The organism is Burkholderia sp. WP9, from assembly GCF_900104795.1.
GTDB lineage: Bacteria > Pseudomonadota > Gammaproteobacteria > Burkholderiales > Burkholderiaceae > Paraburkholderia.
Genome location: NZ_FNTG01000001.1, coordinates 3,004,676 through 3,027,434 on the forward strand (window position 1 = coordinate 3,004,676; position 22,759 = coordinate 3,027,434).

17 protein-coding genes are annotated in these 22,759 nt (G+C 64.3%); 5 read left to right on the top strand and 12 right to left on the bottom strand.

Annotation, left to right across the window (positions count from 1 at the left end; genetic code table 11):
- Positions 1-2: 2 nt before the first annotated feature.
- The 4 genes from rsmA to BLW71_RS13330 all read right to left on the bottom strand — a co-directional run bounded on the left by rsmA (position 3) and on the right by BLW71_RS13330 (position 5,806).
- Positions 3-833: a 16S rRNA (adenine(1518)-N(6)/adenine(1519)-N(6))-dimethyltransferase RsmA gene (gene rsmA / locus BLW71_RS13315; protein WP_091796721.1), complete on the bottom strand. Its 831-nt coding sequence runs from the start codon at positions 831-833 to the stop codon at positions 3-5.
- A 158-nt stretch (positions 834-991) separates the two neighbouring features.
- Positions 992-2,002 carry a 4-hydroxythreonine-4-phosphate dehydrogenase PdxA gene (gene pdxA, locus BLW71_RS13320; RefSeq protein ID WP_091796722.1) on the bottom strand — a complete coding sequence of 337 codons (1,011 nt, stop codon included), beginning with the start codon at positions 2,000-2,002 and terminating at the stop codon, positions 992-994.
- Between the two features lie 5 nt (positions 2,003-2,007).
- Entirely contained in the window at positions 2,008-3,369 is a 1,362-nt protein-coding gene (locus BLW71_RS13325; protein WP_091796723.1) for a peptidylprolyl isomerase, read from the bottom strand.
- 67 nt (positions 3,370-3,436) lie between these two features.
- Positions 3,437-5,806, bottom strand: coding sequence for an LPS-assembly protein LptD (locus tag BLW71_RS13330; protein ID WP_091796724.1), 2,370 nt, complete (start codon positions 5,804-5,806; stop codon positions 3,437-3,439).
- A gap of 222 nt (positions 5,807-6,028) precedes the next feature.
- Between BLW71_RS13330 and BLW71_RS13335 the strand changes: the two genes are divergently transcribed.
- Positions 6,029-7,120 carry an aminoglycoside phosphotransferase family protein gene (locus BLW71_RS13335; RefSeq protein WP_091796725.1) on the top strand — a complete coding sequence of 364 codons (1,092 nt, stop codon included), beginning with the start codon at positions 6,029-6,031 and terminating at the stop codon, positions 7,118-7,120.
- Between the two features lie 3 nt (positions 7,121-7,123).
- Positions 7,124-7,849: an N-acetylmuramate alpha-1-phosphate uridylyltransferase MurU gene (gene murU / locus BLW71_RS13340; RefSeq protein WP_091796726.1), complete on the top strand. Its 726-nt coding sequence runs from the start codon at positions 7,124-7,126 to the stop codon at positions 7,847-7,849.
- 123 nt (positions 7,850-7,972) lie between these two features.
- Here murU and BLW71_RS13345 read toward each other — a convergent pair whose 3' ends face one another.
- Complete coding sequence (locus BLW71_RS13345; protein WP_091796727.1) at positions 7,973-9,862, bottom strand: ABCB family ABC transporter ATP-binding protein/permease; 1,890 nt, start codon at positions 9,860-9,862, stop codon at positions 7,973-7,975.
- A gap of 284 nt (positions 9,863-10,146) precedes the next feature.
- On the opposite strand from BLW71_RS13345, the gene BLW71_RS13350 reads away from it, so the two are divergent.
- Entirely contained in the window at positions 10,147-10,542 is a 396-nt protein-coding gene (locus BLW71_RS13350; protein ID WP_091796728.1) for an acyl-CoA thioesterase, read from the top strand.
- A 103-nt stretch (positions 10,543-10,645) separates the two neighbouring features.
- On the opposite strand, the gene BLW71_RS13355 is transcribed toward BLW71_RS13350, so the two are convergent.
- Both BLW71_RS13355 and BLW71_RS13360 read right to left on the bottom strand, forming a co-directional pair.
- Positions 10,646-10,981: a DUF4148 domain-containing protein gene (locus BLW71_RS13355; RefSeq protein ID WP_091796729.1), complete on the bottom strand. Its 336-nt coding sequence runs from the start codon at positions 10,979-10,981 to the stop codon at positions 10,646-10,648.
- 286 nt (positions 10,982-11,267) lie between these two features.
- Positions 11,268-12,200, bottom strand: coding sequence for a LysR substrate-binding domain-containing protein (locus BLW71_RS13360; RefSeq protein WP_091796730.1), 933 nt, complete (start codon positions 12,198-12,200; stop codon positions 11,268-11,270).
- 160 nt (positions 12,201-12,360) lie between these two features.
- Here BLW71_RS13360 and BLW71_RS13365 point away from each other — a divergent pair, with 160 nt between their 5' ends.
- The gene (locus BLW71_RS13365) at positions 12,361-12,975 is read left to right on the top strand and encodes a glutathione S-transferase (RefSeq protein ID WP_091796731.1); all 615 of its coding nucleotides are present in this window, start codon (positions 12,361-12,363) and stop codon (positions 12,973-12,975) included.
- Positions 12,976-12,994: 19 nt separating this feature from the next.
- Here BLW71_RS13365 and BLW71_RS13370 read toward each other — a convergent pair whose 3' ends face one another.
- Together BLW71_RS13370 and BLW71_RS13375 are read right to left on the bottom strand one after the other, a co-directional pair.
- On the bottom strand, positions 12,995-16,105 hold the full coding sequence (locus tag BLW71_RS13370) for a sensor domain-containing protein (RefSeq protein WP_091796732.1): 3,111 nt from the start codon (positions 16,103-16,105) through the stop codon (positions 12,995-12,997).
- 217 nt (positions 16,106-16,322) lie between these two features.
- Positions 16,323-16,799 carry a nitrate reductase associated protein gene (locus tag BLW71_RS13375; protein WP_091796733.1) on the bottom strand — a complete coding sequence of 159 codons (477 nt, stop codon included), beginning with the start codon at positions 16,797-16,799 and terminating at the stop codon, positions 16,323-16,325.
- Between the two features lie 149 nt (positions 16,800-16,948).
- On the opposite strand from BLW71_RS13375, the gene fdhD reads away from it, so the two are divergent.
- Positions 16,949-17,788, top strand: coding sequence for a formate dehydrogenase accessory sulfurtransferase FdhD (gene fdhD / locus BLW71_RS13380; RefSeq protein WP_091796734.1), 840 nt, complete (start codon positions 16,949-16,951; stop codon positions 17,786-17,788).
- A gap of 133 nt (positions 17,789-17,921) precedes the next feature.
- Here fdhD and BLW71_RS13385 read toward each other — a convergent pair whose 3' ends face one another.
- From BLW71_RS13385 to BLW71_RS13395, 3 genes are all read right to left on the bottom strand, one after another.
- A complete protein-coding gene (locus tag BLW71_RS13385) occupies positions 17,922-18,692 on the bottom strand; it encodes an enoyl-CoA hydratase (protein ID WP_091796735.1) in 771 nt (256 codons plus the stop codon).
- 154 nt (positions 18,693-18,846) lie between these two features.
- Complete coding sequence (locus tag BLW71_RS13390) at positions 18,847-20,046, bottom strand: acetyl-CoA C-acyltransferase (RefSeq protein WP_091796736.1); 1,200 nt, start codon at positions 20,044-20,046, stop codon at positions 18,847-18,849.
- 185 nt (positions 20,047-20,231) lie between these two features.
- A complete protein-coding gene (locus tag BLW71_RS13395; RefSeq protein WP_091796737.1) occupies positions 20,232-22,667 on the bottom strand; it encodes a 3-hydroxyacyl-CoA dehydrogenase/enoyl-CoA hydratase family protein in 2,436 nt (811 codons plus the stop codon).
- Positions 22,668-22,759: the final 92 nt, after the last annotated feature.

Here is a 22,759-nt window from a genome sequence, read left to right on the forward strand (position 1 = left end):
GCTCAGGCCTTACCCGCCACGATCTGCGCGACGCGCACATATTCGGCCACCGGCACGTCTTCGGCGCGGCGCTGCAGGTCGAAGCCGAGCGCTTCGAAATCCACCGAATCGCGATACGCAGCGAGCGTGTTGCGCAGCATCTTGCGGCGCTGCGAAAACGCGGCCGTCACCACTTCGCCGAGCACACGCTCGTCGACGGGCGGCAGTTCATGCAGTTCGTACGGGATCATGCGCACGATCGCCGAATCGACTTTGGGCGGCGGGTTGAATGCGTCGGGCGGCACGTCGAGTTGCTTGTCGATCACGTAACGGTATTGCAGCATCACCGAGAGACGGCTGAACGCCTTGGTGCCTGGCTCCGCCACCATCCGCTCGACCACTTCGTTCTGCAACATGAAATGCTGATCGATCACGCGATGCGCGAACGAAGTCAGATGAAACAGCAGCGGGCTCGAAATGTTGTACGGCAGATTGCCGACAATGCGCAGCGACGCCTTGTCGCCCGGCGCGGCCAGCGAGCCGAAGTCGAACGCGAGCGCGTCGCCCGCATGCAGTTCGAGCAGGTCGCCGAATTTCGTCTTCAGGCGGCCGATCAGATCGCGGTCCAGTTCGACCGCGTGCAAGGGCGCTTCCGACGTCGCCAGACGCTCGATCAGCGGTTCGGTGAGCGCACCGAGGCCCGGTCCGATCTCGACCATGCGCTCGCCGCGCTGCGGCCGGATGACGTCGACGATCGAGTCGATCACGCCCATGTCGACCAGAAAATTCTGACCGAAACGCTTGCGCGCGATATGACCTTGGTGCCGGCCCTGTTGCTGTCTGCTGGTGGACATCGAAGAAACGCTAAGAAAGAGAACTGCTTAAGAAAAGGAACCTGCTGCCCGACGCGCTTTCTCGCGGGCGCCCGCCATGCCGCGCCCGCGGCTGGCGGCAGCGTACATGGTAAAAAACGCGCCAGGCGCGCGCAAGAAGCCCGTGCGGTGGCGCCGGATCAGCCCGCGCGGCGGTGCTGCGCCATCGACACCGCTGTCTCGATCGCGGCAATCAGGCTGCCCGCGTCGGCACGCCCCGTGCCGGCCAGATCGAGCGCGGTGCCGTGATCGACCGAGGTGCGGATGATCGGCAAACCGAGCGTGATATTGATGCCTTCGCCGAACGTGGCGTACTTCAACACCGGCAGGCCCTGGTCGTGGAACATGGCCAGCACGCAGTCGGCCTGCTCAAGGTAACGCGGCTGGAACAGCGTGTCAGCCGGGTAGGGACCGCGCGCGTCGATGCCCTGCTCGTTCGCGAGCTTCAGCGCCGGTGAAATGACCTCGATTTCCTCGCGGCCAAGATAGCCGTTTTCGCCCGCGTGCGGATTCAGCCCGGTCACGAGAATGCGCGGCGCCGGCAAACCGAAGTGATGCCGCAAATCGTGATCGATGATGCGCAGCGTCTCCAGAACGCCTTCGATCGACAACGCCGCGGAGACATCCTTGAGCGGCAGATGCGTGGTGGCCAGCGCGACGCGCAACGGGCGCTTGCCGGTGCCGGCCAGCATCATCACCACACGCGGCGTGTGCGTGCGCTCGGCCAGATACTCCGTGTGGCCGGTGAACGGCACGCCGGCGTCGTTGATGGTGCTCTTTTGCAGCGGCGCGGTAACGATCGCGTCGAACGTGCCGGCCAGCGCTCCGTCTATTGCGCTGTCGAGCAGATCGAGCACGTAGCGGCCGTTGGCCGCGTCCAGCTTGCCCGCGACAGCAGGTGCCGCAAGCGGCCGGTGTTGCAGACGCACGCGCTTGCCATCCGCCACCAAAGCGCTCCAATCGACGCCCACGGCGCGCGCGCGTTCGGCGAGCAGGTCCGCGTCGCCGAGCACGGTGAACTGCGCGTGCGGCCAGTGCGCCGCCGCGCCGGCGAGCGCCTGCGCCGTCAGCTCGGGGCCGACGCCAGCGGGCTCGCCGGTCGTGATCGCGATCTGCAGCGGTGGGCGGGCGGACTGGGCGGCGGTTGTCATAACGGTTATTGCGTGCTCGACAGCGTGGGCTTCACTTCCACATAGGCAGTGTCGCGCAGTGCGCGCAACCAGTCGGCGTAGGCCTGTTCCGCTTTGCGCTGACCGATGGCCTGGCGTGCCAGATCCATCTGCTGCGAGACCGAGCCTTCGGATTCGCGGCGGCCCAGCACCTGAATCAGATGGTAGCCGTATTCGCTGCGAACGGGGTCGCTGATTTGGCCGTCCTGCAGGCTGTTCATTGCGCGCTCGAATTCCGGCACCGTCTCGCCCGGGCTGATCCAGCCGAGGTCACCGCCTTGCGACGACGAACCGTCTTGCGAGTAGGTGTGCGCGAACTTGGCGAAGTCGCCGCCCGCGGCGATCTGGTTCTTGATTTCGAGCAGCTTCTGACGCGCTTGCGGCTCCGACATGCCGTCGCCGACGCGCAGCAGAATGTGGCGCACGTGCGTTTGCACGAGCTTCGGCGCATCCGAACTGGTGCCCTGCCCGGCGCGGCGATCGACCAGACGCACGATTTCGAAACCGTCGTTGGTGCGGATCAGATCCGGATTGATCTGGCCGGGGCGCAATGTCGCGGCAGCCGTGACGAATTCAGGCGGCAACTTGGCCGGCGAAAGGAAACCCGTATCGCCGCCTTTCGATGCATCCGGTGCCTGCGAATTCGACTTCGCCAGCTTTTCGAAGTTGGCCCCGCCCTTGGCTTCGGCAAGCAGGGCCTGCGCCTTTTTCTGCGCCGCCTCGATATCGGTCTCCGACGCGTTCAGCGGCGCCTTGATGAAAATGTGCTGCAGATGCAGGTCGCTCGTCTGGCCGGCGTTCGGGCCGCGCTGGCTGGCGATGTAGTTCGCGACCTCGGCGTCCGAGACCGTGACCTTGCTGTCCACTTCCTTCTCGCGCAGGCGCGAGAGCGTGAGCTCCGTCCGCGCGTCGCCGGTGAAGGTGCTCCAGGGCACGCCTTGCGCCTCGATCCGCGAGCGGTACACGTCGAGCGTCAGGTTGTTCGCCGCGGCAAGCCGTTCGAGCGTTCTTTGCACGGTGGCGTCGTCGATATTGATGCCGTCTTCTTTCGCCTTCTGCAACTGGATGCGCTCCAGCACCATCTGGTTGAGCACCTGCTGGCGCAGCTGGTCCATCGGCGGGACCGGCGCGTTCTGCTGATTCAGGCGGCGGGTGATCAGGCCCATGCGTTCGTCGAGTTCGCGCCGCGTGATGACACCGTTGTTGACCACTGCGGCAATGGTGTCGACCGTCTGGCCGCCACTGCCGGAGAGCGCCTGCGCCTGCACCGGCGCAACCGACAGGAAAGACGCCGCGGCGGCAAGACCGGCCGCAAGCGTTGCCAAGCGAAGCTTTTTCATGATTGCCACAGATACTCCAATGATGTCGGGCGCGCCTGGCCCGTCTTTTCGCATTTTATGAATGATCGGGTGAGCGTCATTCGTAGTTGGTGAAACGCGATTCCGGCGCCGGCGGCGGCGGCAACGGCGTATAGCCCGCCACGCTGCTGCGGAATGCGGTCATCAGCCCGTTGTCGACGCTCGACAAGCCCTTGAACGTCAACTGCGCGAGAAACCGCGTGCTCGACTGATTCTGCCCCGAGGTGTTCAGGCCGTTCGCGTAGCGTTGAATCCCCGCGCCGAGCGTCCAGCAGTCGGCGTCGTACTGCAGGCCGACCAGACCGTCGACGATCCGATGTCCGCCGAGGTCGTAATTGAAACGGCCCACCCCGTACACCCGGTGGGCGAGCGGCCATTGCCCCGAAATCAGCACCTGATTGATCGGCGTGTTGTCCAGCGTGGTGTTCGCGCGGGTGTAGCGATACGCGACGTTGATCACCTTGCCGGTCGCCGGACTGAACCCGAAGCCGACGCTCGTTTTCACCAACTGGTTGTTGTCGGCATTATATTGGAACGCCGTTTCCGAAGCGAAACCCGCGCCGAGCTTGAAGGACGCACCCGCGATCAGGTCCGAATGCGTGGCCTGCGCGCTGGTCTGGGTCGACTGCAGCGTGACCCGCTGATCCTGGAAGTAATACTGCTGCGCGATCACGAAACGCGCCCGTTCGTCGCCCGTGGCCGCGTCGATGAAACGCGTGGTGAGGGCGGCCGTCAGGCGGTTCGCGTCGGCGATCCGGTCGTTGCCGACGAAGGTGTTCGGCGTGAAGATTTCCGCGAGCCCGAAGTCGGACTCGGCCGTGTCGAACAGCGGCGCCGACTGCTGGTTGCGATACGGCGTGTACACGTAGTACAGGCGCGGTTCGAGCGTCTGGATGTAATCCTGACCGAAGAGCCGCACCGAGCGGTCGAAGATCAGTCCCGTATCGAAGGAGAGAGTCGGGATCGATTCGGTAAAGTTTTTCGGCGTGCCGGCCGCGACGTCGGCGGCGCTCAGGTGGTTCAGGTTGTACGACGCAAAGTGCCATTGCACCTTCGGCGTGACGAAGTAACCCGGCCCGACCACCGAATACGACAGGTACGGGTTGAACATCACCCGCTGACCTTCGGTCATGTCCGCGGTGGTGATGCGGAAATTCGTGTAGTCGGCTTCCGCGCCGTAGTCGAAGCCGCCGACGTTGTACTTCGCGTACTTCACGTTCAACTGCGGCTCGCGGCCGTACGGCGCCACGGACGGCGTGAGCGTCTGCCAGTGCTGTTCGCGCGCGAGCACCGACCACGGGCCGTTGTTGTAGGTCAACCCGGCTTCCTGTTGATACAGGAGCTGGGTGCCGTTCATGAACTGATTGACCGACGACGACAGGTCTTCCGGATAGGTGTTGTCCGAAACCTTGTTGTAGTAGATGTAGCCGCCGAACCCGTTGCCGAAGTTCTGGTTGTGCTGGATGTACAGCGCGTAGCGGTTGGTCTTGGTCAGGTGATCGTCAGGCAGGAATTCGCCGGTGATCGAGCCGGAATACGTGGGCGACAGATAACGGAACGTGGACTGCAACTGCACGCCGCGCTTGGAGATCAGACGCGGCGTGAGCGTCAGATCGCGATTCGGCGCGATGTTGAAGTAATACGGCACCGACAGTTCGAAGCCGTTCGACGAACTCACCGAGAACGTGGGCGGCAAAATCCCGCTGCGCCGTTCACCCGAAAGCGGGAACGACAGCCACGGCGAGGCGAACACCGGAAAGCCCTGGAAGAACAGCACGCCGTTATGGGCGACGCCTTCGTCCGCGCCGGTGTCGAAATCGAACTCGCTGCCCTTGATGTACCAGGCCGGATCGTCCGCGCATGCGCAGGCCGTGTAGGTGCCTTTCGTGAAAACCGAGCGCTCGTTGTCGAGCAGGTCGACGCGCTCCGCGCTGCCCGAGCCGCCCGTCACGTTGAAGTGGTACTTCGGCGCGGTCATGAAGCCTTCGCTCGAATCCACGCGCATATGCGCTTCCGGCCCGACGAAGGAATTACCGTTGTTGACCACGTGGACCGAGCCGTACGCGTCGGCCATGTCCGTGTCCTGGTCATAGTGCAGCGCGTCGGCCTTGATCACGACCGTATTGCGGCGCACCTCGGCCGAACCCTTGGCGGCCATGTCCTGGTCGGTCGTGCCGCTCGTCGTATCGCCGAGCACGAACGTGGCCGGCTTCTGGCCCGGCTGCAACGGACGCTCTTCGAGCTGCGGGGCGAGCTGCATGCCCCAGGGCGCGTCGATGGGTTGCGGCTGCGCAGCTTCCCCCACCAGCTGGGCGTGCGCAAGCGCGGGCATCAGGCCCGGAACGGCGATCAACGCCGCGACGAGCCGCCTTTTGCGCGGCGCTGGGGCACAAGAGGGAATCGTTTGGGAAAGCTGTCTAGGCGGCATGTATCGTTTGGCGAATCGGCTCGTCCGTCAGCTTCTGCAGTCACGGTCTACCGCCTGCACACCCCGACCGTGACAGTCGGCTGCACATCAATATTTACAATCTGTCGAACGATGAGGCGGGCGGTAAAGCGGAAGTCGCGAAAGCCGGCGTGAGCCGCGTCAAAAAAGTCGTGGGGTATTATATGGCAAGACGTTGCCCCTCTGAATTTGCCGCCGGTTTTCATGACGCTGCCCCCACTCCAAGACTCCACCGATCCCCGTCTCGAACTGCTCAAAGCCTGGCTGAAAGGCCATGCGGCGCGCTATGCGCTCGAGCTCGACACCCTCGTTCCGGCTTCGTCAGACGCCAGTTTCCGGCGTTATTTCCGGCTCGCCGGTAAGGCGGCGGAAGGCGAAAGCCGCGCCACCCTGATCGCCGTCGACGCCCCGCCGCCCGAAAAGTGCCGCGAATTTGTGCAGGTCGCGCAGTTGCTCGAGGCCGCCGGCGTGTACGTGCCGCGCGTGCTGGAGGTCGGTTTCGAGGCCGGCCTCATGCTGGTCACGGATCTGGGCACCGCGTCGTACCTCGGCGCGCTGACCGAAGCGCAAAGCGCTGGCGACTCGCGCCGCGCCCGCACGCTGATGCGTGACGCGCTCGACGCGTTGATCCGCTGGCAGCTCGCGTCGCGCGAAGACGTGCTGCCGCCCTTCAACGAAGCGTTCCTGCGCCGCGAGATGGAGTTGATGCCGGAATGGTTTCTCGGCCGGCATCTGGGCCGTGAGGCCGACGAAAAGACCCGCGGCGTGCTGGATCGCACCTTCGCGCTGCTGATCGCGAGCGCCCGCGCGCAGCCGCAGGTGTTCATGCTGCGCGACTTCATGCCGCGCAATCTGATGATCGCAACCGTGCCGGAGCCTGGACACCCCGCGGTCAACCCCGGCGTGCTGGACTTCCAGGACGCGGTGTACGGCCCGATCACCTACGACGTCGCCTCGCTGTTGCGCGACGCGTTCCTGAGCTGGGACGAGGAGTTCGAGCTGGATTGCTTCGTGTACTACTGGGAGCGGGCGAAAAAAGCCGGCCTGCCGGTGGATGCCGATTTCGGCGAGTTCTACCGCCAGGTGGAGTGGATGGGTTTGCAACGGCACATCAAGGTGCTGGGCCTCTTCTGCCGGATCAACTACCGCGACGGCAAACCGCATTACATGAAAGACCTGCCGCGTTTCATCGGCTATGCGCGCAAGGTGGCCGATCGTTATGCACCACTGCGTCCGTTCGCGAAGCTGCTCGACGATCTCGAAGGCCGCGCGAATGAAGTCGGCTACACCTTCTGACCGATGACGATGTCCCTGAAGAAAGCGATGATTTTCGCCGCCGGCCGCGGCGAGCGCATGCGTCCGTTGACCGACACGCGTCCCAAGCCTTTGCTCGAAGTGGGCGGCAAGCCGCTGATCGTATGGCAGATCGAACGGCTCGCGCAGGCTGGCTTTCGCACCATCGTGATCAATCACGCGTGGCTCGGCGAGCAGATCGAGGCCACGCTCGGCGACGGCTCGCGCTGGCAGGTGGCGTTGCGCTACTCGGCCGAACGCGAGGCGCTGGAAACCGCGGGCGGCATCGTGCAGGCGTTGCCGTTGCTCGAAGATAACGGCGCGAGCGAAGTGTTCGTCGCGGTCAGCGGCGACGTGTACGCCGACTTCGACTACGCCACGCTGAATGCTCGCGCGGAAAAACTCGCGGCCTTGCCCGAGCCGGGCATGCATCTCGTGATGGTGCCGAATCCAGCGTTTCATCCGGTCGGCGACTTCGGCCTGGCCGACGGCGCGCTCTCGCTCGAGGGCGAGCCGCGCTTCACGTTCGGCAACATCGGGCTATATGACACCCGCATGTTCCGCGATCTGCCGCACGGCACGCGGCGCGCGCTCACGCCGTATTATCGCGACACCATTGCACGCGGTCTGGCGAGCGGTGAGCTGTACGAGGGTCTGTGGGAGAACGTCGGCACGCCCGCGCAGTTAGGCGAGCTGGATCAGCGTTTGCGCGCGCTGGATGGGGGGCGCTAGGCGTTTGGCGTTTGGCGTTTGGCGTTCGGCGTTCGGCGTTCGGCGTTCGGCGTTCGGGTCTCAACTCTCGACCTTAACTCCGCGCCAATTGCCAGGCGGCCACGCAAAACGCGTCACCCAAGCCTATCGCCCACGCCCTCCCGCATCGACCGTTTCCACCTGTTCCGGCGCCTCACTTGCGCGCTGCTGCTGCAAAGCCCACATCTGCGCGAACAGGCCGTTTGCGCGCAACAACTCCGCATGCGTGCCGCGCTCGACGATACGCCCTTTGTCCATCACGATGATCTGCTGTGCATGCACGACGGTCGAAAGCCGGTGCGCGATGATCAGCGTGGTGCGCTCGCGGGCGATCAGATCGAGCTCGTGCTGAATGGCGCGCTCGGAACGTGAATCGAGCGCCGAGGTCGCTTCGTCGAACAGCAGGATCGGCGGATTCTTGAGGATGGTCCGCGCAATCGCCACGCGCTGCTTTTCACCGCCCGACAACTTCAGACCGCGCTCGCCGACCGGCGTCTCATAGCCCTTCGGCAGCCCCTCGATGAACTCGTGGATATGCGCCGCGCGCGCCGCCGCGATCACTTCCTCGCGCGTCGCCGACGGCCGGCCGTAAGCGATGTTGTAATAGATCGAGTCGTTGAACAGCACCGTATCCTGCGGCACGATGCCGATCGACGCGCGCAGCGAATCCTGCGTGACGTCACGAATATCCTGACCGTCGATGGTGATCGCGCCGCCCGTCGCGCGGTCCAGATCGTAGAAGCGGAACATGAGCCGCGCGAGGGTCGACTTCCCCGAGCCGCTATGGCCGACCACCGCCGTCGTGGTCCCCGCCGGAATCGTGAAGCTCACGTCGTGCAGAATCTGGCGCGCCGGCTCGTACGCGAAATTCACATGTTCGAAGCGCACCTGCGCACCGTTCACGCGGAGCGCGGGCGCACCGTCCACGTCCGGCACTTCCTGCGCCGCGCCGAGCAGCGTGAACATGCGGTCCATATCGGTGAGACTCTGCTTCAACTCGCGGTACACCACGCCGAGAAAATTCAGCGGAATATAAAGCTGCAGCATGAATGTGTTGATCAACACCAGATCGCCCAGCGTGAGACGCCCGGCCATCACGCCTTGCGTGGCGCGCCACAGAATGAACACCAGCCCCGTACCGATGATCGCCTGCTGCCCGAAATTCAGCGCCGACAGCGAGCGCTGCGACTTGATCGCCGCCGTGCGATAGCGCTTCAGGTTTTCGTCGTAACGGCTCGCTTCCCACTCTTCGTTGCCGAAATACTTGACCGTCTCGTAGTTCAGCAGCGAATCGATCGCGCGTGAATTCGCCTTCGAATCGAGATCATTCATGGTGCGGCGAAAATGCGTGCGCCACTCCGTCACTTTCACCGTGAAGACGATGTACACCGCGAGCGCGATGAACGTGACCACCGCGTAATACGCCTCGTATTTGACGACGAAAAAGCCGAGCACGAGGCCGACTTCGACGAGCGTCGGCAGAATGCTGTACAGCGAATACGAGATCAGTTGCGTGATGCCGCGCGTGCCGCGTTCGATATCACGCGACATGCCGCCCGTCTGTCGTTCGAGATGAAAGCGCAGCGACAGCGCATGCAGATGGCGGAACACTTTCAGCGCTAGTTGGCGCACCGCGCTCTCGGTCACCTTCGAGAACAGAATCTCGCGCAGTTCGGTGAACAGCGACGTGGACAACCGCACCACCGCATACGCGACCACCAGCAGGCCGACGCCGCCCAGCAGAACGATGGCCGGCGAATCGTTGGCGCGGCCGAGCGCGGTGAGATGCTGCACCGAGGCGAGGCTGTCGACGATCCGCTTCATGACGATCGGCACCCCCAGATTGGCGACCTTCGCGCCGATCAGGCAGCTCAGCGCGAAGGCGACTCGCCATTTATACGTGGCGAGGTACGGCAGCAGCGAAAGAATCGTCTGCCAGTCGTTGCGCGGCTGGGTGGAGATCGGAGAAGGTTCGGACGAGGGTGAGCGGCGCATGGGGATCGGCTGGGGAGAGTGTGGAAAGGCCGGAGTTCGCAGCGGCGCGCCGACCGCCGCATGCCGACCCGGCACACTGCATTTTGTCGCGCGACCCGGCTGGGCGCTTTCCCGTACAATTCCTGATCTTTCTATTGTCGCAGAAGCCGGCTGGCGCCGCTTTTCATGGGTTGTCCGGCCGTAGGTGGCACGTTAGCCGCGCGGTGCGTGCCGTACCGTTGTCGTGAATTGCCCCGCCCGCTGGTCCAGCCGACCGAACCAACACGTTTCTCAAGGGTGCCCCGATGACCGATCTTCTTCAACTCCCGCAAAAGCACTGCGCGCTGCGCGTGGTGCCGCAGCCTTCGGATGCGAACGTCCACGGCGACGTGTTCGGCGGCTGGATCATGGCGCAAGTGGACATTGCCGGCTCGATCCCGGCAAGCCGCCGCGCCAACGGGCGGGTGGCGACCATCGCGGTCAATTCGTTCGTGTTCAAGCAGCCGGTGTTCGTCGGCGATCTGCTGAGCTTTTACGCGGATATCGTCAAGACGGGCAATACCTCGGTCACCGTCGAGGTCGAGGTCTACGCGCAGCGCATGAGCCTGACCGAAGACCTCGTGAAGGTCACCGAAGCCACGCTGACCTATGTCGCGACAGACAGCGACCGGCGTCCGCGCGCGTTGCCGGCGCTGGATTGAGCGGCTCGCGGTAAACGAAAAACGAGGCGCTTTTAGCGCCTCGTTGTCTTTTGGCTTCGGCTTTGGCTTCTACCTCGGCTGCACCGTCATGCGCTGAACCTGCTTACTGGCTCGCCGCCGCGCCGATTCCCGCCTTCTTCTGCGCGTTCTGAATATCGTTCGGATAGTTCGGATCGTTACGCGACGGCTGATAGCCGTTGGCCTCCAACTTTTTCAACTCGGCGTTTTTCTTCGCCCGCGCCTGTTTGCGCGCGGCCTTGCGCTCAGCCTTGGTGGACGGAGCCGCTTTCGATGCGGCCGACGGTATCGCCGCGTCGGAATCGTTCCCCGCCGGGCCACCACCGCCGCCGCTTTGGGCGAACGCCGGCGCGGCACACGCCACGCTCAATACAACCGATGCCAGCAACACAGACAGTTTCTTTGCAGGTGACGACGTCATTGTTCTCTCCAGTCGGATTGGCGAATAGTCGATGGCGAAACGCCCATCACCCGGTGCAAGCAGCGAAAGGCGGGCGCAACGCCACGTGAATCGGTGCTTCGTGGTTCCCAGCGCGGTCTGAGATGGGAAACATCAATATATCCGACGAGGCGCTTTTCGAAAACGTCGTTGCAAGCGTCGCATTTTCGAAACGCCAGCGTCGAAGGCGGTGCGTCGAAGCCCGCGCATCACTGCCCACGCATCAGAGCCCAGGCGTCATGGCCTGCTCAGCGCGAACCCGCGCGGGCTAACCGGCACGATTCGCCACCACCGCTGCCCCGCTACCGCGCAGGTAGACGTCGACCTGCCCTTCGATCCACTGCGCGAAATGCGCCTGCGAGGCATCGAGAATTTCGCGTTGCTGCCACACCAGCCAGTACGGGTAACGATAGGGCACGCGAATATCGGTGATCTGCAGCAGTTCGCCCCGCGCCAGCGCATTCGCGACCAGGCTGCGCCGTTCCAGCGCGACACCCTGGCCATGCAGCACGGCGCCGATCACGATATTCGAATCGTTCGCCGACAGCACCACGGCCCCGTCGGCCGGTTCCGCCACCTGCGCCGCCTGACACCAGTCATGCCACGGTGTATCGGGACTCGAGATTAACGGACAGGCCATCACGTCCAGGGCGGTGACGGGAAAGCGGCCGTTCGGCGCGAGCGCGAAATGGGGCGCGGCGACCACCACCATGTCGTCGTCGAACAGCTTCTGTTGCGCGACGTCGGGCCAATGCCCCTGCCCCATGCGGATGCCGATATCGCTCACGCCCTGGCGGAAATCCTCCACCTGCAAACTCGTCATCAGCCGGATCCGGTAGTACGGATGCGCCTCGCGAAAGCTGGCGAGGCGCGGCACGAGCCAATGCTGAGCGAACGACGGCAAGGTCGTGATCACCAGTTCGCTTTCGTGCGGGCGGGCCTGCGCACGGCGCGTGGCATGCGTGATGTCGCGCAGCGCCATGCGGATGTCGAGCGCGTAGAGCCGCCCTTCCTCGGTTAGCCGCAGCCCGCGCGCCTCGCGCATGAAGAGCGCGACGCCCATCGAATCTTCCAGCACCTTGATTTGCTGACTCACCGCCGAATGCGTGACATGCAGTTCGCGCGCGGCTTGCGTCACGCCGCCCAGGCGGGCGACGGCTTCGAAGCAGCGTAGCGCGGTCAAAGGCGGGATTGGCTTCATGTAAGAAATTCTGACGTAAATCGTCGTTAATTGTCGCTTTTTTTGCTGCCCGTAGATGCTTAATCTATTGGATCAAAGCGCCCTTGCCCCTTACAGACGGGGGGAACCGTGGGACCCGCGGAGCCGGGCGCCTCATGATAGATGTTCTAACGGGAATGAGATGAAACTGATCGGAATGCTGGATTCGCCCTACGTACGCCGGGTCGCTATCTGCCTCAAATTGCTGAAGCTGGAGTTCGAGCACGAGGCGATCTCGGTGTTCCGCACCTATGACCAGTTCGCGAGAATCAACCCGGTCGTCAAGGCGCCCACGCTGATCGCCGACAACGGCCAGACCGTGATGGACTCGACGGTGATTCTCCAGTACCTCGCCACGCTCGCCGGGCCGGACCAGCGGCTTTTCCCGACCCGGCCCGAGGCGGCATTGCGCGCCGCCCATCTCACTGGACTCGCGCTTGCCGCGTGCGAGAAAACCGTGCAGATCGTCTACGAGCGCAATCTGCGTCCGCTGGAAAAGCAACATGAGCCATGGATCGACCGCGTAAGCACGCAGTTGTTCGCCGCTTACGCCGAACTCGAGCGCGACCTCGCGGCAACGGCGCTGCCGATCGAAGCCAACCAGTTCGATGCGGCCGACGTCACCGTGGCGGTGGCCTGGCAATTCACGCAGATGATGCTGCCAGGGACGGTGAGCAAGACCGACCATCCCTTCCTGCAGTCGTTTTCCGACATGGCGGAAGACCTGCCGGTTTTCCTGGACACGCCGGCACAGTGAGCGCGCCGGGCGCGAACGCTCAAACCATCGCCAGTTCGCGCCCTACGCCACCCTGCAGCAGTTCCGACATCGCGTCGGTCGACAACGGCTTCGCGAAGTAAAAGCCCTGCATCTCGTCGCATGCGCGCTCTTTCAGGAAGTCGAGTTGCGCGGACGTCTCCACGCCCTCGGCGATCACCTGCAATTTCAGCGAGTGCGCGAGCGCGATGATCGCCGAGGTGATGGTCTCGTCGTCGCCCGACACGCCGATGTCGGAGACGAACGAGCGGTCGATCTTCAGGCGATCCACCGGGAAACGCTTCAGATAGCTGAGGCTCGAATAGCCGGTGCCGAAGTCGTCGATGGCAAGGCCGATGCCGAGTGCGTGCAGTTCGTTGAGCATCGACACGGCTTCTTCGGCGTTGCGCATGATGGTGCTTTCGGTCAACTCGAGTTCGAGATATTGCGGCGCGAGGCCGGTCTCGGCCAGTACCTGCATGACGAGCTTGGCGATATCGCGCTGCTGGAACACCCGCGCCGACAGGTTCACCGAGACACGCGCCGGCGGCAGGCCTTCGTCCTGCCACGCCTTGTTCTGCCGGCACGCTTCACGCAACACCCACTCCGAAAGCGGCCCGATCAACCCGCTTTCTTCCGCCACCGGAATGAACGACGAAGGCGGCACGAGGCCGACTTCCGGATCGCACCAGCGCACCAGCGCCTCGGTGCCGACGATCTGTCCGCTCTCGATATCCACTTGCGGCTGGTAGTGCAGCAGAAACTGGTTGTCGCGCAACGCGCGGCGCAAACGCCGCTCGAGATTCAGGCGCGTGCCCGCGCTCGCGTTCATTTCCGGCTGATAGAACTGGAACGTGTTGCGGCCCATGTCCTTGGCGCGATACATGGCGAGATCGGCCTTCTTCATCAGCGTTTCCGCATCTTCGCCGTCTTGCGGGAAGAGGCTCGCGCCCATGCTGCAGCCGACATACAGTTCGGTGCCGTCGAGCCAGACCGGCTCGGAGATCGACACGCGCACGCGCTCCATCCACGCGATCAGCGACTGTTCGTCGACGGTATCGGTCATCACGATCACGAACTCGTCGCCGCCGTGCCGCGCCACCGTATCGCTCGTGCGCGTGCAACGGGCGAGGCGCTCGGCAACCACGCTCAACAAACGATCGCCGACACTGTGGCCGAGGCTGTCGTTGACGTTCTTGAAGCCGTCCAGATCGATGAACACGACCGCGACGCCCTTGTGATGCCGTTGCGCGACAACCAACGCATGCTGCAGACGGTCGCGCAGCAGATTGCGGTTCGGCAGGCGCGTCAGGCTGTCGTAGTTGGCCTGATATTCGAGCTGCTCCTGATAGCGCATCAGGTCCGTCACGTCGTTGATCACGCCGATATGATGCGTGATCACCCCGTCCTGATTCGGCACCGGCGCGATGAAGAGCTGATTCCAGAACAGCGCGCCGTCCTTGCGATAGTTGCGCACCACCGCGCTGACCTCACGGTTCGCCGCGAGCGCCTGACGGATCAGCGCGACGCCTTCCTGGTCGCGGTCGTCGCGCTGTAGCAGGCGGCAATCGTGTCCGATCGCCTCGGCGGCGTCGTAGCCGGTAATGCGCATGAACGCGGGGTTCACGTACTCGATCAGATTGCCCGTGGGCGACGGCGCCGTGATCAGAATCGCGTTGACGCTGGCATCGAGCGCGCGGCTTTGCAGACGCAAGGCCAGATCGGCGCGCTTGCGCTCGGTGATGTCCGTGTATGAACCGAGCACGCCGATCACGCGGCCATCGCCGTCGGTGAACGGCAGCTTGCTCGTGACCGTGGTGCGATGCACGCCGTCGATCACCAGATCGACCTCGAAGTTCATCTTCGGCACGCCGGTGCTCACGACTTCCCGGTCATGGTCGCCCAGCAGGCTGGAGAAGTCGCGCCACGGCATGTCTGCGTCGCTCTTGCCCACCACCTGCTCGGGATACGCGAGTCCGGCATCGCGCGCGAACGCCATGTTGCAGCCGAGATAGCGCGACTCCATGTCCTTCCAGAAAATGCGCTGCGGAATATTGTCGATCACCGCCTCGAGCATCTGGTTCGAACGTTGTGCTTCGGCTTCGGCGTTGATCTGGTCGGTGACGTCGTCGGCCAGCACGAAGAACGCGCCGCGGCCCATGAAGTTCAGCGCGTGATACGAAATGTCGGCGCTGATCGTCGAGCCGTCCTTGCGCCGGTGATGCCAGATGCCCGCCATAGTGCGGCCATGCTGGGTGGCGTCGCTGCGCTGCAAATGCGATTCGAGACGCGAGATTTCCGCTTGCGGCCGGATCTCGCGAATCGTCATGCCGAGAAATTCGCTTTCGGAATAGCCGTATTGCTGGATCGCGGCCGCGTTGACAGCGAGAAAACGCAGCGTCTCCCGATCGACGATGTACATCGGCACCGGATGTTCGTCGAACAGGCCGCGAAAGCGTTCGTCGTTGCGGCCGAGCGCGCGCACGCTGCGCAGCTTCTCGCGCGCGCTGTTTTCGCGAACGCCGAACGTGTAGATCAGCAGCACGCTGCCGGCCAGCATCGTCACGATCAGCAGGAACATGGCCCGCTGGGTTTCGCTTGCCGACGCCGCGAGCGAGGCCCGCAAGGCGCGGTTCTCCTCGCCGCGCAACGAGGCCAGCGCGGCTTCCACGCGATCCAGCCCGAGCCCGAGATGGGTGTAGGTCGAAGCCGCCCACGCGCGCGAGGCGTTCGGCGCGGCACCGGCGCTCCTGAGCAGCGCGTCGTCGATGTCGTGCTGCAACGCATGACTGTCCGCGCTCAGCCTGGCGAGCGCGTCGAGCATGGCGGGTTCGCCGGCAAATTCACTGCGCAGGTCGCGCTCCAGACGCGCAAGCGTCGTGACCATCGCGGCAGCGGAACCTGCCGGCGCGGACTCGCCCGACGCCTCGAAGCGGCCGAGCGCGGCGAGACCGCCGTCGAGCGCCGACTGGTAGGCGTCGAGGTTCTGGCGCACGCTCGTCGAACGCAGCATGCGCGCGTCCGCGTCGCGTTGGCCGCAAATCTGCGTGTAGGCGACGAACGCGTTCGCGCCGACCGCCGCGGCGACGACCGCGATGTTGATCAGCAGCCGCTTCGATAGAAAAGGAGTCATGGGTTCCGAACGTCAATCGTTCTGCGGGCGGGGAGCGCGCGGTCGATTTCGATGCATCGGGCCGCATCGATACGGATTTTCTTTACGCGCCAACCCATGGATAACGGCAGCGTTCGGAACAGGTTGAGGGTGGCGAATGAAAAAAACGTGGCCGGCAACTCGTGGCCGGTGCGGTTGACCGACCGCAACCGGGCCGGTCGCACCTAGCCGGCCGCACCTAGCCGGCCGCACCGAACTCCTTCATGGCCGGGACGAAGTCGTGGTTGGCCTCCGGCTTGCGCGACAGCTTGGCGAGCACGTAGCGCTTGAACGGATCGAGTTCGGCCCATCGGGCCACACCCGGCGCGACCATGCCGGCCAGTTGCGCCTGATGCGCGATGCCCTCCGGCACGCTATCCGTGCGGCGCCAGGCCGGCGCTTCCTCGGGCGTGAACCACTCCGGCTCGACGTTCGCATGGGTGCGCAGCATTTCGAACAGGGCGTGATCGAAGTTCGGCTCGATCTCCGCGTCTTCCTCGACCGGGAAACGCGCCAGCAGCTTGCGGTCTTCCAGCGGCAGCAGTTGCCATTGTTGAAGCGAGATGCGCAGCCCGAACCGGTCGAGGTTGAAGCGCACCGACATCGGGATGTAAGTGAAATTCTCCGAAGACTCGACCTCGAAGTTGAACAGAAGCGGCGCTTCGTTGAGTCCCATGACAGTGTCCCTCGTGGATGGCGGGCAACGCTCAAGCCCAGCTTGAGGTATTTTAGAACCTTATTCGCGCGACGGCGGCACGGCCTGGCGGCAACCCGCGAGCCCACCTGCCGCTCAGGCGCGCGCGGCATGGCAAAGGAGTGACAAGCTTGGACGAACTGGAAACAGGCGGGCAACCGGGCGCGGTGGAGCGCCAGGTGCGCCGGCATCGCGGCGCCGAAGTCGAGACCGTGACCGACCACGTCGGTCAGGAATGGCCGGTCGCGCTGGTCTTCAACGGCATTTCGCATGCGGTGATGATGTGCACGCCGCGCGATCTGGAAGCGTTCGCGGTCGGATTCGCGATTTCCGAAGGGATCGTGGAACGCGGTAGCGACATTCAGGATATCGAGGTCGAACTGCACGACGACGGTGAATTGCCGCACGCCGAAGTGCAGTTGCAGGTCGTGCAGCAGGCGTTCGTCGCGCTGAAGGAAAAGCGCCGCGCGCTCGCCGGGCGCACCGGTTGCGGCGTGTGCGGGATCGAAAGCATCGATCTGCTGGATCTGGAACCGGAGCGCGTGCCGGACACCGGTTTCCTGCAACGGCTCGCACCCGATGCGATTGCGCGCGCCGCCCGCGAACTGCCCGAGCATCAGGCATTGACGCGGCTGACCGGCGGCCTGCACGCCGCCGCATGGTGCGACGCGGCAGGCGCGATCCGCTATGCGTTCGAGGACGTGGGCCGCCACAATGCGCTCGACAAGCTGATCGGCCGGCTCGTGCTCGATCGCGTGGATACCAAAGAGGGTTTCGTGTTTCTGTCGAGCCGCGCGAGCTATGAGCTGGTGCGCAAGGCCGCGCGCGTTGGCGTGCCGATGGTCGCGACGATCTCGGCGCCGTCGTCGCTGGCGATTGCGATCGCCCGCAAGGCGGGCGTGCGGCTGGTGAGCTTCTGCCGCGAGAAGAGCTACGTCGACTACGACACGCTGCAGCCGACGCAGCTTTGAACGGCGACGCGCCAGACCTGCGAGCGGGCGAAGGTCCAGCCGTGCAAAAAAGCTGGAGGCCGCCCAAGCTGGCAAGTCCGTTCTACGCCTCAGCGCTCGCGCCCGAAGTGGTTCAAGCGCTCCGGCGCGTCGCTCAGTCGAACTGCCGGAAGTCCGGCTTGCGCTTCTCGAAGAACGCCTTGAACGCCTCGCGTGCTTCGGGCGCGAGCAGCATCTTGCCGAAATGCACGGCTTCTTCCGACATTTGCGTTTGCAGTTCCTGGTGGCTCGCGCGCTTCATCAGGCTCTTCGTCACGCGCAATGACGAGGCCGGCAGCGCGGCCAGCTTCGCGGCTTGCGAAGCGGCGAAACCGTCGACTTCGGCGGCGGGCAGCACGCGATTCACGAAGCCCATGCGTTGTGCCTCGGCGGCGTCGAACGCTTCGCCGAGCAGCAGCTTTTCCGCCGCCGCCTGATAGCCGCCCACACGCTGCAACAGCAGACTCGACGCCGCTTCCGGGCACAGGCCGAGTTGCGCGAACGGCAGCGAGAAGCTCGCCGTGTCGGCGGCGTAGACCAGATCGCAATGCAACAGCAAGGTCGTGCCGATCCCAACCGCCGGGCCCGCCACCGACGCCACCACCGGCTTCTCCGCCGAACTGATCGCGCGCAGGAACTGGAACACCGGCGCGTTTTCGCCCATCGGCGGTGTCTTCATGAAATCTTCGAGATCGTTGCCGGCGCTGAAAATGCCCGCGCTGCCGCGAATCAGGATGGCGCGCACCGCGGCGTCGCCTTGCGCTTCGACTAGCGCATCGGCCATTGTCTGATACATCGCTGCCGTGATCGCGTTCTTCTTGTCGGGCCGGTTGAAGGCAATCGTCAGCACGCCGTCGGCACGCTCGACCAGAATATCCATCGTCATCTCCTCGTACTCCTGCTCAGAATGTAAAAACGGTTCGCAAGCCGGATGGCCTGCGAACCGTTGCGCGGTGCCTAATGGGCCGCTCCGGGGGCCGCCCCGAAGCTCGCCGTGTGGACCGAAGCGAACGCCGGGCTGAACACCGGGCCGGTCACGCTCACAGGCGCTCGATGATGCCCGCCGCGCCCATGCCGGTGCCGACGCACATCGTCACCATGCCGTACTTGTAGTTACGGCGGCGCAAACCATGCACCACGGTCGACGCACGAATCGCGCCCGTCGCGCCCAGCGGGTGGCCGAGTGCGATCGCGCCGCCGAGCGGGTTCATCTTCGCCGGATCGAGACCGAGGTCCTGAATCACCGCCAGCGATTGCGCGGCGAACGCTTCGTTCAGCTCGATCCAGTCGAGGTCGTCGATCTTCAGGCCGGCGGCCTTCAGCGCGGCGGGAATCGCTTCCTTCGGGCCGATGCCCATGATTTCCGGCGGCACGCCGCGCACGGCGAAGCTGACGAAACGCGCGAGCGGCGTCAGGTTGAATTCCTTCAACATTTTTTCCGACACCACGATCAGCGCGCCCGCGCCGTCCGAGGTCTGCGAGCTGTTGCCCGCCGTCACCGAACCCTTGTTCGCGAACACCGCGCGCAGCTTGGCCAGACCTTCGAGCGAGGTTTCCGCGCGCGGACCTTCGTCGAGCGAGACTTCGCGGGTCTTCACGCGGACTTCGCCGGTTGCGAGATCGGGGAAGCGCTCGGTGATCGTGTAGGCGGCGATTTCGTCGTTGAACTCGCCGGCCTGCTGCGCGGCGATCGCGCGGCGGTGCGATTCGACCGAGAACGCGTCTTGCGCTTCGCGGCTGATCTTCCAGCGCTCGGCGACCTTCTCCGCTGTCAGGCCCATGCCGTATGCAATGCCGATGTCTTCATTGCGATCGAAGATATGCGGCGACATGGACGGCTTGTTGCCCATCATCGGCACCATGCTCATCGATTCGCAGCCGCCCGCGATCATCGCGTCCGACTCGCCGACGCGGATGCGGTCCGCCGCCATCGCCAGCGCCGTGAGGCCCGACGCGCAGAAGCGGTTCACCGTCACGCCACCGACGGTATTCGGCAGGCCGGCCAGCAGCGCGCCCATGCGCGCCACGTTCAGGCCTTGTTCCGCTTCCGGAATCGCGCAGCCGATGATCGCGTCTTCGATCACCTTCGTGTCGAGGCCGGGCACTTGCGCCACGGCCGACTTGATCGCGTGCACCAACAGTTCGTCGGGGCGCGTGTTCTTGAACATCCCGCGCGGCGCCTTGCCGATCGGCGTGCGGCTCGCGGCGACGATGTATGCGTCTTGCAGTTGCTTTGCCATCTGAATCTCCTTTGTCGACCGGAGTTAGCGCTTCAGCGCTTACTCCGGTCCCATGCAGTCTTATCGCGGTCGACAGCAGTTAGCGCTTTAGCGCTTACTGCTGTCCCATGCAGCCTTATCGCGGTCGACCGGAGTTAGCGCTTCAGCGCTTACTCCGGTCCCATGCACGTAGTGCGGTCGCTCGCTCAGTTGCGCACCGGCTTGCCAGTTTGCAGCATGCCCATGATCCGTTCCTGCGTCTTTTGCGTGCCGAGCAGATCGACGAACGCGCGACGCTCGAGTTGCAGCAGCCACTCTTCATCGACCAGACTGCCCGCTTCCACGTCACCGCCGCACACCGCTTCCGCGATACGGCTTGCGATCAGGAAATCGTGCTCGCTGATGAAACGGCCATCGCGCATGTTGACGAGCGACGCCTTGATGGTCGCGATCGCCGAGCGGCCGGCCACCGGCACTTGCGTGACCCGCAGCGGCGGACGGTAACCCGCCGCCGACAACGCGCGCGCTTCCTTCTTCGCGACGTCGAGCAGTTCGAACACGTTGAAGACGATCGTGTCGGACGGCTTCAGGTAGCCCATTGCGCGAGCGTCGAGCGCGGAGGCCGAGACCTTCGCCATCGCCGCGTTTTCGAACGACTTCTGCACGAACTTCAGCAGGTCGTTGGTCGCGCCGACTTGCGTCGCCGCTTCCGCCGCGCGCAGCGCCGCTTCCTTCAGGCCGCCGCCCGCGGGCACGAGACCCACGCCGACTTCCACCAGACCGATATAGCTTTCGATGTGCGCGACCCGCTTCGCGCTATGGAGCGCCAGTTCGCAACCGCCGCCGAGCGCGATGCCCGACACGGCCGAGATGACCGGCACGCTGGCGTACTTCACGCGCAGCATGCCTTGCTGGAATTTCTTCACGAACGGCTCGATGCCCTTCGCGCCGCCCATCATGAAGGCGGGCATCGCTTCTTCGAGGTTGGCGCCCGCGGAGAACGGGCCGCCCGGCGTGCCGAGCTTGAGCGACGTCGGCTGCCACACCACCAGGCCCTTGTACTCCTTTTCGGCCAGTTCGATCGCCTGCGTCAGACCGTCGATCACCGACGGTCCGATCGTGTTCATCTTGCTCTTGAACGACACGATCAGCACGTCGTTCTCGCCGGCGCGATCGTCGACCCATGCGCGCACGGCGTCGGTTTCGAACAGCGTCTTGCCGTAGGTCTTCGGATCAGCCGCGGTTTCGCCGACCAGCGGCGCACGGAACACCTGCTTGTCGTACACCGACAGCGACGAGCGCGGTACGAACGTCCTGGAAGCCGGCGACCACGAACCTTCGTTCGTATGCACGCCGCCCTTCTCGGCCACCGGGCCTTCCAGCACCCACGACGGCAACGGCACGTTCGAGAGCGCCTTGCCCGCCGCGATGTCTTCCTGCACCCACTCGGCGACCTGCTTCCAGCCGGCCGTCTGCCAGCCTTCGAACGGACCTTCGTTCCAGCCGAAGCCCCAGCGGATCGCCAGATCGACGTCGCGCGCGTTGTCGGCGATCGACTCCAGATGCACGCCGATGTAGTGATACACGTCGCGGAAAATCGCCCACAGGAACTGCGCCTGCGGATGCTGCGATTCGCGCAACAGCTTCAGACGCTCCGCCGGCGGGCGCTTGAGGATGCGGCCGACCAGTTCGTCCGCCTTCGCGCCGCCGTCCACGTACTCGCCCGTCTTCGCGTCGAGCACCTTGATCGCCTTGCCTTCCTTCTTGTAGAAGCCGCCGCCGGTCTTCTGACCCAGCGCGCCCTTCTTTACGAGTTCGGCCAGCACGGCCGGCGTTTCGTAGACCGGATAGAACGGATCGTCCTTCAGCGTGTCCTGCATCGTCTTGATGACGTGCGCCATCGTGTCCAGACCGACCACGTCGGCGGTGCGGAAGGTGGCCGACTTCGCGCGGCCCAGACGTGCGCCCGTCAGATCGTCCACTTCGTCGAAACGCAGGCCGAATTTCGCGGCTTCGGTCACGACGGCGAGAATCGAGAAAATCCCCACGCGATTGGCGATGAAGTTCGGCGTGTCTTTCGCACGCACAACGCCCTTACCGACCACGCTGGTCAGGAACGACTCGAGTTGGTCGAGGATTTCCGGACGCGTGGTCGCGGTCGGAATCAGTTCGACCAGGTGCATGTAGCGCGGCGGATTGAAGAAGTGGACGCCGCAAAAGCGCGCCTTCAGTTCGTCCGAGAAACCTTCCGACAAGGCGGTAATCGACAGACCCGACGTGTTGGTCGCGAAAATCGCGTTCGGCGCGAGATGCGGTGCGACCTTCTTGTACAGGTCGTGCTTCCAGTCCATGCGCTCAGCAATCGCTTCGATCACGAGGTCGCATTCGGCGAGCTTCTCGATGTCGTCGTCGTAGTTCGCGGGCTGGATGTATTGCGCGTCGTCCTTCACGCCGAACGGCGCCGGCGACAGCTTCTTCAGATTCTCGATCGCCTTCAGCGCGATCGCATTCTTCGGGCCTTCTTTTGCGGGCAGATCGAACAGCAGCACCGGCACCTTGGCGTTGATCAGGTGCGCGGCGATCTGCGCGCCCATCACGCCGGCGCCGAGCACGGCTACCTTGCGAATGATCAGATTGCTCACGTCGTTCCTCCGGAGAGTTATGCGAGGTCGCGAAGCTTCGATGGACGCTTCGCGTTGTGTGTTTGAGGAGAGACGCCGCGAGTTCGACACGC